Source organism: Mycolicibacterium chengduense (assembly GCF_033741155.1).
Lineage (GTDB): Bacteria > Actinomycetota > Actinomycetes > Mycobacteriales > Mycobacteriaceae > Mycobacterium.
The window spans coordinates 370,277-386,338 of sequence record NZ_JAWQNH010000003.1 but is presented as its reverse complement, the minus strand read 5'-3'; the positions used below and the strand labels follow the sequence as shown (position 1 = coordinate 386,338).

The following is a 16,062-nucleotide window of genomic DNA, read 5'->3' as shown; positions in this document are numbered from 1 at the left end:
GTAGCCTTCCCGCGATCCGGTGCGGGGTCACCGGTTGCATTCAGCGTGCGTTAATCGCGCGGTACCCCATCCCCTACGCTGTGCACATGGCACGCGGCACACACGCCATCGGCTGGTTCACCCTGACGGCGGTGTTCGCGGTGTCGGCATGCGCCACACCCACCGTCGTCAACACCGGCGAACCGCACACTCCCGTCCCCACCGCCGGGACACAACCGGGGTTGCCGCCCTATGCCACCAACGCCCATCTGGCCAACGCCGACGAGTTCTACGCGACCTCCGGTGACCAACGGGCGTACTACTTCTCCACCCCCAGCGGCCGGTGGCGCTGCGCGATCATCCCGCACGCGCAGGCCGGCTGCCAGGCGGCGGGTTCCACCGCGTTGTCGATCACCGGGGCGCCGACGGCGGTTCCGGCCACCGACGGCACCCAGGCGAAACCGACCGCGCTGGTGATCGACCGCGCCGATGATGCGCAATTCGTTGCGCTGGAGGGCAATCCGTTCAGCCTGCAACCCGGACCGGCGGCCACACTGCCGTTCGGCACGGTGCTGGCCGTCGCCGGGTTCCGGTGCAATGTGCAGGAGACATCCGGCGTGTCGTGTGGCAGCGAGTCCAGCGGCAAGGGCTTCACCTTCTCCGCCGACGGTTACCAGCCGGCCTACACCGACGTCCCGCAGGCCTGAGGACCGCATCGTCGCGCGCGGCGGGCCCAACCGACGCAGGTGTCCGTGCCACGATGAGCGGCGTGAGTGAGATCCTGCCTTTCCGTATCGCGGTGCCCGACGACGACCTCGCCGATCTTCGGCGGCGGCTTGCAGCCACCCGTTGGCCGGAGGCCGAATGCGTGAGCGACTGGAGTCAGGGCGTCCCATTGGCCTATACCCGGGAACTGGCCCGGTACTGGGCGCAAGACTACGACTGGCGTGCGCGCGAGACCGCACTCAACGGCTTCACGCAGTTCATCACCGAGATAGACGGTCTCGATATCCACTTCATCCACCAGCGCTCACCACACCCCGGCGCACTGCCGTTGCTCATGACGCACGGCTGGCCCGGGTCGGTGGTCGAATTCCACAAGGTGATCGGCCCACTGACCGATCCCACCGCGCACGGCGGCCGCCCCGAGGACGCCTTCCACGTGGTGTGCCCGTCACTGCCGGGCTACGGCTTCTCCGGTAAGCCGACCTCGACCGGCTGGGGCGTGCCGAAGATCGCCGAAACCTGGGACACGCTGATGCGCCGGCTGGGCTACGACCGCTACGGCGCGCAAGGCGGGGACTGGGGTGCGGCAGTGACCACGCAGATCGGGCGCAACATCGACAACGGGTGCATGGCCATCCACATCAACATGCCGATCGGGCGTCCGCCCGCGGCCAGCCTGGAATCGCCCACCGACGAGGACCTTGCCGCGTTCGCCGCGCTCAAGGAGCACCGCAGATGGGGCACCGGCTACTCCAAGCAACAGTCCACCCGTCCGCAGACGCTGGGCTACGGCCTGGTCGATTCACCGGTGGCCCAACTGGCGTGGATCATCGAGAAATTTTGGGCGTGGTCCGACTGCGACGGCCATCCCGAGAACGTCCTGACGCGTGACGAACTGCTCGACAACGTGATGCTCTACTGGATCACCGGCAGCGGCGCCTCGTCGGCGCGGCTGTACTGGGAGAGCTTCACCAGTTTCGGGGCAGGCGCGCGTGTCGAACGGCCCACCGGGATCGCGGCTTTCCCGAAGGAGATCACGCGCGCCCCACGCAGTTGGTGCGAGGACGGCTACAACATCACCCAGTGGACCACTATGCCGCGCGGTGGTCACTTCGCCGCGTTCGAACAGCCCGACCTGTTCGTCGCCGATGTCAGGAGCTTTTTCGCGACCGTCCGCTGACGACCGACCGATACCCGCCGTAGAGCAGCGCCGCGACAGCGAAATTCACGAAGTAGGCGATATCGGCACCGTGCCAGGCGAGGGCGATCGATCCCTGCAGCAGCGTGGTGTTCATGAACGGGACGGCCGCCGCATAGGAGACGACGAACACCACCAGCGCGGCCAGCGCGTCGCCGCGGCCGGTCGGCTCGGCGGTGACGTCGACCGCGGCGGTGGTGCGGCCCCTCGTGCGCAGCAGCCAGTCGATGACGACGATGGCCACGAACGCCGGGATCCAGTAACTGACCAGCAGCAGCACATTCTGGAATCGGGTGGCGGTATCGCCACCGTGCAGCCACAGGATGAGCGCGAATGCGACGCCGGTCACCAGCGCGGCCGAATACGGCCGGCGCATCCGCACCCCCATGGTCTGCAGGGCCAGCGACCCGCTGTAGTCGTTCATCACCCCTGATCCGATCGAGGCCAGCGCGATGATCAGCAATGCCAGCGCACCGAGGATCCCGCCGCCCATCACGTCGCGGACGCCGGCGGCGGTCTGGTCACCGATCACCCCGGCCGCCGCGATACCGATGGCCTGGACGAAGACGTAGGCGAGCACCACACCGGCGAAGGTGTAGCCGAACACCTTCGGTTGCGATGACTGCACGGGCAGGTAGCGGCTGAAGTCCGCGGCGTAGCTTGCCCACGAGATGGACAGGCTGAGTGCGATGGTCACCTCGAGGACGAAGGCGCCGACCAGATCGGGGCCGGTGGCCGTTGCCGCCGTCGCCACGTCGTGGCCGGCCACCAACTTGACGGCGAACACCACGAACGTCACCAACAGCACCACGGTGAGGACGGCCTGCAGACGGTGGATCAGTTCGTAGCCGAAGAATCCGACGGCGCCCTGGACGGCCAGCACGATCAGTACCGCGGCCCAGAACGGGATGCCCAGCAGTACGGACAACGCTTCGCCACCGAACAGCCCGACCAGGGCGTCCCAGGCGATCGACGAGAGCCATTGCAGGGCGGCGGGTAGGGCAACGCCGGGACCGAAGGCCAGCCGCGACGCCGGGAGCTGCGCGGTGCCGGTGCGTGGCCCCCAGGTCGAGAGGTAGCCGACCACCAACCCGCCGAGTACGGTGCCGATGATCATCGCGATCAAGCCGAGCCAGAAGCCCAGCCCGAGGGTGATGGCCAGGGTTCCGGTGAACACTCCGGTCATGTTGACCTGCGGTGCGAACCACACGGTGAACAACCGCGCCGGGGTGCCGTAGCGCCGGTCGGCCGGCACCGGGGCGATCCCGTGGGTCTCCACCGACAGATCGCCGGCGCCGTTGGGCGTGCGGCCGGTGAACGGTTCGGCATCGAGTCCCCGGAACGTGCCTGCGGTGCCACTTGTCATGCGACTATTCGATCACGGTCCAGACAGCGGCCTCGCGACTCACCACCGATGACGGAGTTTGAGCCCATCGGCGCGGCGGATTCTGCCGATATTTCGCGCCTTACCTATGGATTCCATTGTAGAAATGTAAATTCGTTGCGGAATCGCTTGCGAAGACCCCGGCGATGGGCCAAGGTTGGTGTCGCACCGACCACGACGCTGAGGGAGGACGGGCCCTGACCGGCACAGATATCACCGCCGCTGGAAACGCGACGGGCGAGGACGGAGCCGCCGTGACGAAGGCGGCCCCGGTCATCGAGATCGACCACGTGACGAAACGCTTCGACGACTATGTCGCGGTGGCCGACGCCGACTTCACCATCGGTTCCGGGGAGTTCTTCTCCATGCTGGGCCCGTCGGGCTGCGGTAAGACCACGACGTTGCGCATGATCGCGGGATTCGAGACACCCACCTCCGGGGCGATCCGCCTCGAAGGCGTCGACGTGTCCAAGGTCCCGCCGCACAAACGCAACGTGAACACCGTCTTCCAGCACTACGCGCTGTTCCCACACATGACGGTCTGGGACAACGTGGCCTACGGACCGCGCAGTCGCAAGAAGTCGGAGCGCAAGGACGCCGCCGAGATCAAGCGTTCGGTCGACGAGATCCTGGAGATCGTCCGGCTCACCGATTTCGCCAAGCGCAAGCCCGCTCAGCTGTCCGGCGGCCAGCAGCAACGCGTGGCGCTGGCCCGCGCCCTGGTCAACTACCCCAGCGCACTGCTGCTGGACGAACCGTTGGGCGCGCTCGACCTCAAGCTGCGTCATGCCATGCAGTTCGAACTCAAACGCATCCAGCGCGAGGTCGGTATCACCTTCATCTACGTGACCCACGACCAAGAGGAAGCACTGACGATGAGTGACCGCATTGCGGTCATGAACGCCGGCAACGTCGAGCAGATCGGCTCCCCCACCGAGATCTACGACCGGCCCTCGACGGTGTTCGTCGCCGGCTTCATCGGGCAGGCCAACCTCTGGGCCGGCCGCCAGACCGGGCGTGCCAACCGTGATTTCGTCGAGATCGAGGTGCTCGGGTCGACGCTGAAGTCGCGCCCCGGTGACACCACCATCGAGCCGGGCGGCCAGGCCACCCTGATGATCCGGCCCGAACGGGTCCGGGTGTCCACCGAAGCGCCCACCGGCGACGTCGTCTCGGTGCTCACCACGGTGCGCGATATGACCTTCCAGGGACCGGTGGTGCGGCTGGCCGTGGTGGCCCCCGACGAATCCGTGGTCGTCGCTCACGTCGGTCCCGAGCAGAATCTGCCGCTGCTGCGGCCGGGTGACCAGGTGTACGTCAGCTGGACGCCGGATTCCTCCCTGGTGTTGCCCGCCGCCGACATCCCGACCACCGAGGACCTCGAGGAGATGCTCGACGACTCCTAACCGGTCACGAGTGCTCCTGTCCCCCTAGTTGAATCAGATTTCACGAAAGGTCCCGCATGTCCAACGAGATCGACCCTCGCCTGTTCTCGCGTTTGGCCGCCAACCGGACCAGCCGGCGGCGCTTCATCGGTGGCGGTGCGGCGGCCGCCGCGGCGGCGATCCTGGGTCCGTCCTTCCTGGCGGCCTGCGGTTCGAACGGCGGCGGCAGCTCGGCGCCGAGCAGCACCACCCAGGACAGTGGTCCGGCCACGGGCACGCTGCGTATCTCCAACTGGCCGTTGTACATGGCCGACGGCTTCGTCGCCGCCTTCCAGAAAGCGACCGGTCTCACGGTCGACTACAAGGAGGATTTCAACGACAACGAGCAGTGGTTCGCCAAGGTCAAGGAGCCGCTGTCGCGTAAGCAGGACATCGGTGCCGACCTGGTGGTGCCCACCCAGTTCATGGCGCTGCGGCTCAAGGGTCTGAACTGGCTCAACGAGATCAGCGAGGCCGGCGTCCCCAACCGCAAGAACCTGCGTCCCGATCTGCTCAACGCCTCGGTCGATCCCGGCCGCAAGTACACCGCGCCGTACATGACCGGCATGGTCGGGCTGGCGTACAACAAGGCCGCCACCAAGCGCGACATCACCAAGATCGACGATCTGTGGGATCCCGCGTTCAAGGGCCGGGTCAGCCTGTTCTCCGACGTGCAGGACGCCCTCGGCATGATCATGCAGTCACAGGGCAACTCGCCGGAGAATCCGACCACCGAGACGGTGACCAAGGCCGTGGACCTGGTACGCGAACAGAAGGAGAAGGGCCAGATCCGGCGCTTCACCGGCAACGACTACTCCGACGATCTCGCGGCCGGCAATATCGCTGTCGCGCAGGCCTATTCGGGTGACGTGGTGCAGCTGCAGGCCGACAACCCCGACCTCAAGTTCGTGGTGCCGGAGTCCGGTGGTGACTGGTTCATCGACACCCAGGTGATCCCGTACACCACCCAGAACCAGAAGGCCGCCGAGGCCTGGATCAACTACGTGTACGACCGTGCGAACTACGCCAAGCTGGTTGCGTTCACGCAGTACGTGCCGGTGCTCTCGGATATGACCGACGAACTGAACAAGATCGATCCCAAGCTCAGCGCCAACCCCTTGATCAACCCGCCGGCCGACGTGCAGGCGCGGCTCAAGAGCTGGGCGGCGCTGACCGACGAGCAGACGCAGGAATACAACAACCTGTACGCCGCGGTCACCGGCGGCTGATCGGATGGTCTTGCAGAGGAGAGCAGCATAGATGGCTGGTGTTGCTACCAGTAGCAGGCAGCGCAGCAAGATCGCCCCGTACCTGATGATCTTGCCCGGGCTGGCCTATCTCGCGGTGTTCTTTGTGGTGCCGCTGTTTTCGCTGGCGCGGACATCGCTGTCCAGTTCGGGTGGGTCGGTGTATCTACCGACACTGACCTTCGACTGGAACTTCGGCAACTTCGGCAAGGCGTTCGAGCTGTATCAGGATCAGATCCTGCGCTCGTTCGGCTATGCCGCCGTCGCGACGGTGGTCTGTCTGCTGCTGGCGTTCCCGTTGGCGTATGTGATCGCTTTCAAGGCAGGCAGATTCAAGAATCTGATCCTCGGACTGGTGATCCTGCCGTTCTTCGTGACCTTCCTGATCCGGACCCTGGCCTGGAAGACCATCCTGGCCGACGACGGCTGGGTGGTCTCGTTTCTCAACACGATCGGCCTGTTACCCAGTGAGGGACGACTGCTCTCGACCAGCTGGGCGGTGATCGGCGGTCTGATCTACAACTGGATCATCTTCATGATCCTGCCGTTGTACGTCAGCCTGGAGAAGATCGATCCGCGGCTGCTGGAAGCATCCCGCGACCTGTACTCGACGGGAACCCGCAGCTTCGGCAAGGTCATCCTGCCGTTGTCGCTGCCCGGAGTGCTGGCCGGCAGCATGCTCGTGTTCATCCCGGCCGTCGGTGATTTCATCAACGCCGACTACCTGGGCAGCACCCAGACCACGATGATCGGCAACGTCATCCAGAAGCAGTTCCTGGTGGTCAAGGACTACCCCGTCGCCGCCGCGCTGAGCCTCGGACTGATGGTGTTGATCCTCATCGGGGTGCTGCTCTACACCCGGGCGCTGGGAACGGAGGACCTGGTATGACGGCCACCCTCGAGCCGTCGGTGGCCAAACCCGTTCGGGCCCGCCCGAAGTGGGGCGATCTGGCGCTGCGCATCGTCGCGGGGCTGGTGCTGTTGTACCTGTTCCTGCCGATTTTCGTGATCGTGCTGTTCTCGTTCAACCACCCGGCGGGCAAGTTCAACTACAGCTGGCAGGGGTTCACCCTGGACAACTGGCTGCACCCGTTCAAATACCCCGCCCTGGTGGACGCGCTCAAGCTCAGCCTCAACGTGGCGTTCGTGTCGACGCTGATCGCTCTGGTCCTCGGCACGCTGATTGCGATCGCCCTGGTACGCCAGCGATTCCGCGGCAGCAAGACGGTGGACACCTTCATGGTGCTGCCGCTCACCGCCCCCGAGGTGGTGATGGGTGCCTCGCTGCTGACCCTCTTCCTGGACCTGCACTGGGCGGCGGGCTACACCACCATCGTGATCGCGCACGTGGCGTTCGAGGTCAGTTTCATCGCCATGACGGTCCGGGCCCGGGTCCGCGGTTTCGACTGGACCCTGGAAGACGCGTCGATGGATTTGGGCGCCAACCCCACGCGGACCTTCTTCAAGGTGACGCTGCCGCTGATCGTCCCCGGCATCATCGCGGCGGGCATGCTGTCGTTCGCGCTGTCGCTCGACGACTTCATCATCACCTACTTCGTCAGCGGCTCCACCGTGACCTACCCGCTGTACGTCAACGCCGCCGTGAAAGCGGCGGTTCCCCCTCAGATCAACGTGCTGGCGACCGCCATTCTGCTGATCAGCCTCATCCTGCTCGGGATCGGAACGCTCTACCGGCGCAAGCGGATCGACGCCTGACTTTCCTTCCGCGAGCGTGCGCGTTTGTACACTGACACGCCGTCACATGTGTCCAAATGGGGACGCTCGCGGCAGCAGTCAGCTCAACGTCGCCGTTACCGAGACAGCACCCGTGGCATCCCGGGTCGCCACGGCGTGCGCGGGACGGTCGGCCCCGTCGAGCCCGAGGAACACCAACGGCGCGCCCTCGTCGGTGAAATTGCGCCACCAGTTCTTCTTGTCCGGCAGGGCGACCGCGATGGTGATGGTGTCACCGGAGCGTCGATAACCGACCGGCAGCTCGAAGGTCTGGCCGGACTTGCGTCCCTGATAGCGGATGACGACGGTGCCGCGGCGCAACAGGCTGCCGATCAGCGGGGCGTGCATCAATGCGACGAAACCGGTGTTGATCGCGCGGACGAATGACGAAGCGAAGAAACCCTGAGCCATTCCACCGAGGGTATCGGGGCGGTACGCGGTCGGCGAGCGGCCCCGTTTGCACGGCGGAGACGGCGTGTCGCTGTGCAAACACGGCCGCTCGCCTGACAAACCGCCACGTCAGGTCAGGGCTTCGGCGGGGACAGGCGGTGTCGACCGCGCACCGGTGCGGGCGGCGCCGACTCCGGCCGTGACGACGGCGACGATACCCAGCACGGCGGGCGGCGCCGGCACCTGGCGCAGGATGAGCAGGCCCATCAACATGGCGAAAGCCGGCTCCAGGCTCATCAGCGTGCCGAACGACGCCGCGGTGAGCCGGCGCAGCGCGAGCAACTCCAGGGCGAACGGGATGACCGGGAGCAGGATGGCCAACCCGAGACCGATCAGCAGGATCTGCGGGGTGACCCGGCCGAATGTTGCGGGACCGGCCACCGCGGTCGCCACCAGACCTGCCACCGGCATCGACACGGCCAGGCCGGTGATCCCGGCAACCGCGTCCCCCACCCGTTGGGTCAACAGGATGTACAGCCCCCAGCACACCGCCGAACCCAGCGCATACAGCACGCCCACCGGGTCGACCGAACCGGTCCACGGCTCGGTCAGCAGTACTACTCCGACAACCGCCAGTCCTGGCCACAGCAGCCGGCGCCGGCCCGAGCCCTTGGCCACCGCGACGCCGAGCGGTCCGAGAAATTCCAGAGCACTGGCGATGCCCAACGGGATGCGGGCCACGGCCATCATGAACAGCAGCGTGATGCCGGCGGTCACCACGCCGAGCACGACACAGGTGCCGAACGCCGATCGGCTGAACGCCGAAGGCCGAGGCCGCACCAGGATCAGCATCAACACCCCGGCCCATGACAGACGCAACCATGCGGTGCCCTCGGCGCCGAGATCGTCGATGAGCCCCACGGCTATCGCGGCACCGAGCTGCACCGAGCACATAGCGGCGATGGCCATCAGGGCGCCGTCACGCGCGGTCGAGGTGGTCATTCCTGCATTGAACGGCAGCCGGAATGTTCATGTCCACGTGATATTCCCGGACATATCGTTCGGCGAATCTGAACGATGGGGTTATGCGTAGATTGACGCCATGACCACTGGTGATTTCGGACCGCAGCCATGGCGGCCGCCCACGCCCAAACCGGCCGTGGCCGGTAATCTCGGCAGGCGCTTCTTCGCGCGCGTCATCGACGGTGTCATCGTCAACCTGGCCAGCGTCTCGGCCGTCGTGGCGCTGCACGGATTATCGAATATCCTTGTCACAGGTCTATTTTCGGGTCTGCTGACGTTCGTGTACTTCGTCGCCTTCGAGGTGTCGGTCGGCTGGACGCCCGGAAAGAAGGTCTTGGGACTCGAGGTCCGTGGGCCGCACGGGCGCCCGCATCCCGACCTGAAACAGTCGGCGATCCGCAATTCGTTCACCCTGCTGGCGATGATCCCGTACCTCGGCTGGCTGCTGGCCGTCACCGCCTACATCTTCATCGCGCTGTCGATCAAGAACAGTCCGTGGCGCCAAGGCGCGCACGACGACCTGGCCGGGGGCACGCAGGTCGTCAAAACCTGATACCGGCTCCGTCGGTCACCCGGACCTGGGTGACCGACGGAACCGGGCATCATCAGCCGGCCATGAATTCGCTGTACGCCGAAGCCAATTCGGGCGAGAGCACCTGGGTGTTGCACGCACGCTGCTTGTCGCCGATCGGCGCCAGAATGCCGCGCAGGTCGAAGTACTCCTGCGGGTTGGCGTTGAAGTAGGACCGGATGTTCGCCGCAGCCACGTCACGGGGTTGCGTGTAGATGGCCGAGACGGCCTGGTTGGCGCCCGGGTGGGCGTTGAGGTAGCCCTGCGCCGCACCCGTGGTCTGCTGCACCGTGGCGTCCAGCGCCTGTCGGCTGCAGTCCGCCGGTGCGGCCGAGGCCGTCGGAGCCAGGGTGGCGGCACCCGCGCTGAGCAGGCCACCGGCAACCAGCGCCACGATGGTCATTCGAGTATTCGACATGGATTTCATGATCAGTGGGATTCCTTCGAGTCGTTCAGATGTGGTTACCCGACCCGGATTCCACCGTACGGGACCATCGAAACCGGGCGCGCACCCGCGAACTCGCCTGTCTGCCATGGATTCCGGTGTTACTGCCGGCGGGCGTGAGATGGCTCGCACTTTCGCCGATACTGCTGAGGGGTCCCACAGGCGGGAGCCGGATTCCTGAACCCCCCTCAAGGTTTGCCCGGTTTCCTTAAGTGATCGTGATGTACGGCGTGATCCAATCGTTATCCGGGTACCCCGCCCTGGTGAGTGATTGCGCCCTCCTGGTGGTCGACATGTTCAACGACTATCGGCACGAAGACGCCGACGCGCTGGCCGCGAATGTCGCGCCCATCGTGGAACCGCTGGCGGCCCTGGTCGACAACGCCCGCGATCGCGAGGATGTGGATCTGGTGTACGTCAACGACAACCGCGGCGATTTCACCGCGAGCACAGACGACCTGGTGCGCGATGCGGCGGACGGCCTGCGCCCGGAACTGGTGAAACCGCTGATTCCGGCGCCCGACGCGTTGTTCCTGACCAAGGTCCGACACAGCGTCTTCTACGCCACGCCCCTGGATTACCTGCTGCAACGACTCGGCACCACAACCGTCATCCTCACCGGACAGGTCACCGAGCAGTGCATCCTGTACAGCGCCCTGGATGCCTACGTACGGCACTTCGACATCGTGATACCGGCCGAGGCGGTGGCCCATATCGACGAGGACTTGGGCCGTGCGGCGCTGACCATGATGGAACGCAATATGCGGGCCACCGTCACCGATTGTGCGAACTGCCTACCGAATTGAGATCAAGCTGAGGTTTACCCCACGCTCGCAAGGGTATTCCAGCCGGACGTCGAGGTGGGAGAAGGTTCACAGGTGGCGTCAGTGCAGAGCGGGATCCGGATACATACGTCCAGGAGTCCGCAATCGGTCGCGCTCGGCGCATGGTGCCGCGTCTTCGTCAAGAATGCCGTGCGACTCTGGGCGCTGCAGCCCGACCTTGGCTGGCCTATGGCTTCCATCGACCGGATCGCAGGTCTGGTTCCACAGTCGATATCAGCTGTGACGCAACGGATTATGCTGCCGAACTGCCGGGCTGAGCTGATCGGTCCCGGTGCCGACACTCGACGTGCCATCCTCTATCTGCACGGCGGGGCGTTCCTGACGTGCGGGCTGAACACCCACCGCGCACTGGTGGCCCGGCTGGCCAAGGCCGCCGATGCCGAGGTGCTCAACGTCGCCTACCGGATGTTGCCGTCGCACGGGTTGGCATCGGCGGTCGACGACGCGCTGGACGGCCTGGACTGGCTGCGTCGCCGCGGCTACCGGCCCGAGGAGATCGTCATCGCCGGTGACTCTGCGGGTGGCTACCTGGCACTTGCCACCACACTGGAGCTGATCCGCCGTGGCGAGGCCCGACCTGCCGGGGTGGCCGCCATCTCGCCGTTGACCGACCTGGACCCCGAACGCAAGCTGGCGCGCCGTGGTGCCGCCAGTTGCGCCATGTTCCCGCTGCGGGCGCTGTCGATGTTCGCCAGGGCAGTGCGCCGCGGCGGAATGACGCTGCCCGCCGAGGACGGCAGGGAGGTGCTCTCCCCCGCCGATGCAGATCTGACGGACATGCCACCGGTGGCCATCCACGCGAGCACGAGCGAAATCCTCCTGCCCGATGCGGAATTGATGTTCCGTAGGCTCGTGGACGCGGGCACGCCATGCGATCTGCACTTGTGGCACGGGCAGATTCACGATTTTCCCCTCGCCGCCGATGTCCTACCGGAAGGCCGGCGCGCCCTTGCTCATCTCGGCGAGTTCGCCAAGATGGTGACGCAGCCTCAACGGGTGCGGTCGGGGAATGGGTCGTTGGCGAAGTCGATCTGCGCGCCCGGATTGGCGACGGCGGTCACCATGCCGGTACCCACCGGGCCGGCACTGTCGAAGAGGGTCGACGTCCCCACCGAAATACCGTCGGCGGTCCAGTGCGAGTCGGCCTGAACGGCCACCCACTCATCGCGGGGTAACCGCGACAGCGCCACGGTCAGGTCACCGTTGATGTACCCGACGCCCGCCGTGCCAAGGTTGGTGACCAGGCTGGTGCCCTCAGCGACCATGGCGGCACGGACGAACGGTGAATTGTGGTCGCCCTCGACGACGTCGATGGTCCGGTTGACGAAACGCTTGCGTGAGGTGTTCTGGTGATCGGCGATGGCGCTCGTCCAGCCGACCTCATCGCTGCCCATGTCGACGCCCCCGTCGTCGTCCCGGGCTGCCGGGCCGGCAAAGCTCGCCGACGGTACCCATTCCCGCCCGCGCGGCGGCTCGGAGAGTCGGTACTGGACCATGACCGCGCGGACAATCGGCACGCCGTCCTGAATCAGCTCGCATTCGGCATTACGGACCCGGCGACCGTCGCGGAGCAGGGCAAGTTTGACGGTGGTCGGCACGCCCCGTGCGGCCTTGAACAGGTCCACCGTCAGCCTGGCCGGGAGGAACTCGGGGCGGCCGAACTCCTGCTCCAGCGTGCGCGCCACCAGACCGACAAGGGCCGGCCCGTTGAGGTGGTCGGCACCCCAATGGCTTTGCGCGTACTCGGTGGGCACGAAGGTGCCCTGCTCGATCTGGCTGAAGTGAAATGGACGTGCCATCGGCGCATCGTCGCACAGGCCTGATTGCGCGGTCGCTCAACCCCTGCCGATCCGGCGCCGCACAATGGGCGGATGGATCCCCGCCGGCTGCAGCTGTTGCTCACGTTGTCACGGCTCGGTTCGATGCGCGCGGTCGCCGACGCGCACCACCTCACCACCTCGACGGTCTCGCAGCAGCTGGCCGCGCTGGCCAAGGAGACCGGTGCCACGCTCATCGAACCCGACGGCCGGCGGGTCCGGCTCACCCCGGCCGGCCGGCGCCTGGCCGATCACGCCGTGACGATCCTGGCCGCCCTGGACGCGGCCCGGCTGGATCTCGATCCGCACGCCGAACCCGCGGGCACCTTGCGGGTCGGCGGCTTTGCGACCGGGATCCGGGTCTCGCTGCTACCGATCGTGCCCGAGCTGACCGCCCGTTATCCCGGGATCGACGTGGTGATCAGTGAGTACGAGCCGATCGAGGCGTTCCGTCTGCTCACCGATGACGATCTGGACCTGGCGCTCACCTACGACTACAACCTCGCACCGGCTGCCCCGAGCCCGGTACTGGAGACGGTGCCGCTGTGGTCCATCCCGTGGGGGCTGGGCGTGCCCGAGCACACCGGACACCCCGATGTGCCGGTGGATATCACCGCCTACGCCGACCGCGCGTGGATCGTGAACTCGCGCAACACCGCCGACGAGGTGGCGCTGCGCGCACTGGGCGCCTTGGCCGGGTTCACCCCGCGCATCGCCCACCAGATCGACAGTCTGGACTTGGTGGAGGACCTGATCATCGGCGGCTACGGTGTCGGGCTGCTGCCGGTGGGCCGTCCCACCATGCCCGGGGTCACGGTCATGCAGTTGGCCGACCCCAGCGTGGTGCTGACCACGTACGCGGTCACCCGGCGCGGACGGGCCGACTGGCCGCCACTGCGTGCCGTGCTGGATCGACTACGCCCACCCCCGGGCCCGTTGCCGGCGCGTGACTGGCCGCGGCCGGCGCCGGACCCGAAATCCGCGTGACATCGAGCGTATTCTCAGGATATGTACAGCGTGTTGCGCTGGGCGGCCGCCGGCCTGCTCGCCGGCGGGGTGATCGCCCCGCTCGCCGGCCCGGTCCTGGTGTCCGGGCCTGCCGCGGTGCTGGCAACATGCCCCAATCAGGGGGTGCTGGTCGGCAAGCAGCAGGTCGGCGCCTACACCACCAACTGCGATCTGGTGGTCACCCCGCCGCCGGCGATCGGGGCCGCCCCCAGCGCCGGCGCCATCATCGCCTGCCGTGGTTTGCCAGGGTGCCTCGCCGACTTCGTGAACAACCCGGGCTGGGTGAAGGTGCCGCAGGTCGACACCCGTCCCCGGCAGAGCCCCTAGATTCACCCAGCGCTAGACGAAGATATCCAGGATCAGCACGACCGCAAGGCCGCTCACCGACAGCACCGTCTCCATGACGGACCAGGTCTTGATGGTCTGACCGACGGTAAGACGGAAGTACTGGTTGACCAACCAGAATCCGGCGTCGTTGACGTGCGAGAAGAACAGCGATCCCGCGCCGACGGCCAACACCACCAGTGACACCTGGCCGCTGCTCATACCCTCGACCAGGCCCAGGATCAACGACGACGCGGTGATGGTGGCCACCGTGGCCGAACCCGTCGCCAACCGGATCAGCACGGCCAGCACCCAGGCCAGCACCAGCACCGAGATGTGCACGCCCTCGGCCCACCGGGCCAGCATGGTGCCGATGCCGCTGTCGACCAGGACCTGTTTGAAGCCGCCGCCCGCGGCGACGATCAGGATGATGCCCGCCACCGGGGGCAGGCTCGATTCGATGCAATCGGTGATCGCCGACCGACTCATCCCGGCGCCCTTCCCGAGGGTGAAGATCCCGACGACGACGGCGAGCAGCAGCGCGATCAGCGGGGTGCCCAGTGCGTCGAGAATCTGGCGCAGCCAATGCTTTTCGTCATCGATAAAGATGTCGGCGAGCGCCTTGCCGAGCATCAGGGCGACCGGCAGCAGCACCGAGAACAGCGTGATGCCGAACGACGGATGCCGTTGCTCGTCCCGGTCGGCCCGCGGGTCGGCGTCGAAGGTGTCGGGTGCGCCCACGACCACCCACTTGCCGGCCAGCCGGCCGAACAACGGACCTGCCACGATGATCGTCGGGATGGCCACCAACACCCCCAGCCCCAGGGTGATGCCCAGGTCGGCATTGAGCAGGCCGACCGCGGTCAGCGGACCGGGATGTGGCGGCACGAAACCGTGCATGGCCGACAAGCCGGCCAGGGCCGGGATGCCGATGGTGATCAGCGACTGCTGCGATCGCCGGGATACCAGGTAGATGACCGGCATCAGCAGGACCAAACCGATCTCGAAGAACATCGGCAGACCGATGATCGCGCCCACCAATGCCATGGCCCACGGCAGCATGCGCGGTGAGGCGGCACCCACGATGGTGTCGACGATCTCGTCGGCGCCGCCGGAATCGGCGAGCAGTTTGGCGAACATCGCGCCGAGCGCGATGAGGATGCCCACGCTGGCCGCCGTCGATCCGAAACCGTCGGTGAACGATTTGAGCACCTTGGTGAGGTTCTCGCCGGCCACCAATCCCACGGTCAGCCCACCGAAGATGAGCGCCAGGAACGGGTGCAGCTTGACCAGGGTGATCAGCACGACGATGACACCGATGCCGACCAGGAAGGCCAGGATCAGCTGCGGTGCTGCGGCGACCGGCTCGACGAGCTTGGGAGCGTCGGCCAGCAAGGTGACGGTGTCGATCATCGGGGCTCGCCTCCGGTGAGTGAGATGTAGGTGTCGACGATGGAATCGATGCTGCGGCCGACGTCGATGACGACACCTGCCTCGTCCTGCTCGAGTGGTTCCAGGGTGTCGAACTGGGACGCCAGCAGTGAGGCCGGCATGAAATGTCCCGGCCGGCTGGCCTGACGCGCACCGATGACCTCGGGCGTGCCGCTCAGGTGCAGGAACTCGGTGCCGGCGCAGTGCTCACGCAGCTGATCGCGGTAGCGGCGTTTGAGCGCCGAGCAGCTCATCACCCCGCCGTCGCCGCAGTGCTCCCCCAGCCACTGGCCGATGGCTTCCAACCAGGGACGACGATCGGCGTCATCGAGGGGATGGCCCGCCTTCATCTTCTCGATGTTGGCTGCGGGGTGAAAGTCATCCGCGTCGGCGAACGGGACCCGCAGCCGCTGCGCGAGTGCCGCGCCGACGGTCGATTTGCCCGATCCCGAGACGCCCATGACGACGATGGGTGACGCCATTCCTACCTGCCCTTGCTGTGGTTGACCTCACACA

General features: G+C 66.5%; 17 protein-coding genes and 1 pseudogene. 11 read left to right on the top strand and 7 right to left on the bottom strand.

Features of this window, described 5'->3' with window-relative positions; genetic code table 11:
• Positions 1-86 precede the first annotated feature (86 nt).
• Together SBI67_RS12260 and SBI67_RS12255 are read left to right on the top strand one after the other, a co-directional pair.
• Positions 87-686: a hypothetical protein gene (locus SBI67_RS12260; RefSeq protein ID WP_318980818.1), complete on the top strand. Its 600-nt coding sequence runs from the start codon at positions 87-89 to the stop codon at positions 684-686.
• Between the two features lie 71 nt (positions 687-757).
• Positions 758-1,885 carry an epoxide hydrolase family protein gene (locus SBI67_RS12255; protein ID WP_318981317.1) on the top strand — a complete coding sequence of 376 codons (1,128 nt, stop codon included), beginning with the start codon at positions 758-760 and terminating at the stop codon, positions 1,883-1,885.
• Here the strand turns inward: SBI67_RS12255 and SBI67_RS12250 are convergent.
• Complete coding sequence (locus SBI67_RS12250; protein WP_318980817.1) at positions 1,857-3,269, bottom strand: purine-cytosine permease family protein; 1,413 nt, start codon at positions 3,267-3,269, stop codon at positions 1,857-1,859. The two genes, SBI67_RS12255 and SBI67_RS12250, sit on opposite strands and share 29 nt — an antisense overlap.
• Before the next feature lie 383 nt (positions 3,270-3,652).
• Here SBI67_RS12250 and SBI67_RS12245 point away from each other — a divergent pair, with 383 nt between their 5' ends.
• The 4 genes from SBI67_RS12245 to SBI67_RS12230 are packed head-to-tail and all read left to right on the top strand — an operon-like array spanning position 3,653 to position 7,674.
• Positions 3,653-4,693 carry an ABC transporter ATP-binding protein gene (locus tag SBI67_RS12245; RefSeq protein ID WP_318981316.1) on the top strand — a complete coding sequence of 347 codons (1,041 nt, stop codon included), beginning with the start codon at positions 3,653-3,655 and terminating at the stop codon, positions 4,691-4,693.
• Positions 4,694-4,749: 56 nt separating this feature from the next.
• Positions 4,750-5,940 carry a polyamine ABC transporter substrate-binding protein gene (locus SBI67_RS12240; protein WP_318980816.1) on the top strand — a complete coding sequence of 397 codons (1,191 nt, stop codon included), beginning with the start codon at positions 4,750-4,752 and terminating at the stop codon, positions 5,938-5,940.
• Positions 5,941-5,971: 31 nt separating this feature from the next.
• Positions 5,972-6,847 (top strand): ABC transporter permease, encoded by an 876-nt coding sequence (locus SBI67_RS12235; RefSeq protein WP_266049091.1) that lies wholly within the window; start codon positions 5,972-5,974, stop codon positions 6,845-6,847.
• The gene (locus SBI67_RS12230) at positions 6,844-7,674 is read left to right on the top strand and encodes an ABC transporter permease (RefSeq protein ID WP_318980815.1); all 831 of its coding nucleotides are present in this window, start codon (positions 6,844-6,846) and stop codon (positions 7,672-7,674) included. Before SBI67_RS12235 ends, SBI67_RS12230 begins: the two co-directional genes overlap by 4 nt.
• 78 nt (positions 7,675-7,752) lie before the next feature.
• Here the strand turns inward: SBI67_RS12230 and SBI67_RS12225 are convergent, their stop codons facing one another.
• A complete protein-coding gene (locus SBI67_RS12225) occupies positions 7,753-8,103 on the bottom strand; it encodes a hypothetical protein (RefSeq protein WP_318980814.1) in 351 nt (116 codons plus the stop codon).
• 108 nt (positions 8,104-8,211) lie between these two features.
• A complete protein-coding gene (locus tag SBI67_RS12220) occupies positions 8,212-9,084 on the bottom strand; it encodes an EamA family transporter (RefSeq protein WP_318980813.1) in 873 nt (290 codons plus the stop codon).
• A gap of 100 nt (positions 9,085-9,184) precedes the next feature.
• Here SBI67_RS12220 and SBI67_RS12215 point away from each other — a divergent pair, with 100 nt between their 5' ends.
• Complete coding sequence (locus SBI67_RS12215; protein ID WP_318980812.1) at positions 9,185-9,658, top strand: RDD family protein; 474 nt, start codon at positions 9,185-9,187, stop codon at positions 9,656-9,658.
• A gap of 52 nt (positions 9,659-9,710) precedes the next feature.
• On the opposite strand, the gene SBI67_RS12210 is transcribed toward SBI67_RS12215, so the two are convergent.
• Complete coding sequence (locus SBI67_RS12210; protein WP_413232462.1) at positions 9,711-10,094, bottom strand: hemophore-related protein; 384 nt, start codon at positions 10,092-10,094, stop codon at positions 9,711-9,713.
• Between the two features lie 290 nt (positions 10,095-10,384).
• Here SBI67_RS12210 and SBI67_RS12205 point away from each other — a divergent pair, with 290 nt between their 5' ends.
• Together SBI67_RS12205 and SBI67_RS12200 are read left to right on the top strand one after the other, a co-directional pair.
• Positions 10,385-10,927: a cysteine hydrolase family protein gene (locus SBI67_RS12205; RefSeq protein ID WP_318980811.1), complete on the top strand. Its 543-nt coding sequence runs from the start codon at positions 10,385-10,387 to the stop codon at positions 10,925-10,927.
• Between the two features lie 207 nt (positions 10,928-11,134).
• Positions 11,135-11,866, top strand: a pseudogene (locus tag SBI67_RS12200) (alpha/beta hydrolase); the annotation flags it as partial.
• Positions 11,867-11,955: 89 nt separating this feature from the next.
• Here the strand turns inward: SBI67_RS12200 and SBI67_RS12195 are convergent.
• Complete coding sequence (locus SBI67_RS12195; protein ID WP_318980810.1) at positions 11,956-12,765, bottom strand: acyl-CoA thioesterase domain-containing protein; 810 nt, start codon at positions 12,763-12,765, stop codon at positions 11,956-11,958.
• A 72-nt stretch (positions 12,766-12,837) separates the two neighbouring features.
• Here SBI67_RS12195 and SBI67_RS12190 point away from each other — a divergent pair, with 72 nt between their 5' ends.
• Together SBI67_RS12190 and SBI67_RS12185 are read left to right on the top strand one after the other, a co-directional pair.
• Positions 12,838-13,770: a LysR family transcriptional regulator gene (locus SBI67_RS12190; protein ID WP_318980809.1), complete on the top strand. Its 933-nt coding sequence runs from the start codon at positions 12,838-12,840 to the stop codon at positions 13,768-13,770.
• A 21-nt stretch (positions 13,771-13,791) separates the two neighbouring features.
• The gene (locus SBI67_RS12185) at positions 13,792-14,118 is read left to right on the top strand and encodes a hypothetical protein (RefSeq protein WP_318980808.1); all 327 of its coding nucleotides are present in this window, start codon (positions 13,792-13,794) and stop codon (positions 14,116-14,118) included.
• Between the two features lie 12 nt (positions 14,119-14,130).
• Here the strand turns inward: SBI67_RS12185 and SBI67_RS12180 are convergent, their stop codons facing one another.
• Positions 14,131-15,528, bottom strand: coding sequence for a GntP family permease (locus SBI67_RS12180; protein WP_318980807.1), 1,398 nt, complete (start codon positions 15,526-15,528; stop codon positions 14,131-14,133).
• A complete protein-coding gene (locus tag SBI67_RS12175; RefSeq protein WP_318980806.1) occupies positions 15,525-16,028 on the bottom strand; it encodes a gluconokinase in 504 nt (167 codons plus the stop codon). The genes SBI67_RS12180 and SBI67_RS12175 overlap by 4 nt, the downstream gene beginning before the upstream one ends.
• Between the last annotated feature and the right edge of the window lie 34 nt (positions 16,029-16,062).

Bases quoted from the DNA above. Each gene is read 5' to 3' on its own strand.
- SBI67_RS12185 (WP_318980808.1), top strand. From the start codon at position 13,792: ATGTACAGCGTGTTGCGCTGGGCGGCCGCCGGCCTGCTCGCCGGCGGG.
- SBI67_RS12175 (WP_318980806.1), bottom strand. From the start codon at position 16,028: ATGGCGTCACCCATCGTCGTCATGGGCGTCTCGGGATCGGGCAAATCG.
- SBI67_RS12225 (WP_318980814.1), bottom strand. From the start codon at position 8,103: ATGGCTCAGGGTTTCTTCGCTTCGTCATTCGTCCGCGCGATCAACACC.
- SBI67_RS12180 (WP_318980807.1), bottom strand. From the start codon at position 15,528: ATGATCGACACCGTCACCTTGCTGGCCGACGCTCCCAAGCTCGTCGAG.
- SBI67_RS12260 (WP_318980818.1), top strand. From the start codon at position 87: ATGGCACGCGGCACACACGCCATCGGCTGGTTCACCCTGACGGCGGTG.
- SBI67_RS12215 (WP_318980812.1), top strand. From the start codon at position 9,185: ATGACCACTGGTGATTTCGGACCGCAGCCATGGCGGCCGCCCACGCCC.
- SBI67_RS12190 (WP_318980809.1), top strand. From the start codon at position 12,838: ATGGATCCCCGCCGGCTGCAGCTGTTGCTCACGTTGTCACGGCTCGGT.
- SBI67_RS12195 (WP_318980810.1), bottom strand. From the start codon at position 12,765: ATGGCACGTCCATTTCACTTCAGCCAGATCGAGCAGGGCACCTTCGTG.
- SBI67_RS12240 (WP_318980816.1), top strand. From the start codon at position 4,750: ATGTCCAACGAGATCGACCCTCGCCTGTTCTCGCGTTTGGCCGCCAAC.
- SBI67_RS12230 (WP_318980815.1), top strand. From the start codon at position 6,844: ATGACGGCCACCCTCGAGCCGTCGGTGGCCAAACCCGTTCGGGCCCGC.
- SBI67_RS12210 (WP_413232462.1), bottom strand. From the start codon at position 10,094: ATGTCGAATACTCGAATGACCATCGTGGCGCTGGTTGCCGGTGGCCTG.
- SBI67_RS12250 (WP_318980817.1), bottom strand. From the start codon at position 3,269: ATGACAAGTGGCACCGCAGGCACGTTCCGGGGACTCGATGCCGAACCG.
- SBI67_RS12235 (WP_266049091.1), top strand. From the start codon at position 5,972: ATGGCTGGTGTTGCTACCAGTAGCAGGCAGCGCAGCAAGATCGCCCCG.
- SBI67_RS12220 (WP_318980813.1), bottom strand. From the start codon at position 9,084: ATGACCACCTCGACCGCGCGTGACGGCGCCCTGATGGCCATCGCCGCT.
- SBI67_RS12245 (WP_318981316.1), top strand. From the start codon at position 3,653: ATGCTGGGCCCGTCGGGCTGCGGTAAGACCACGACGTTGCGCATGATC.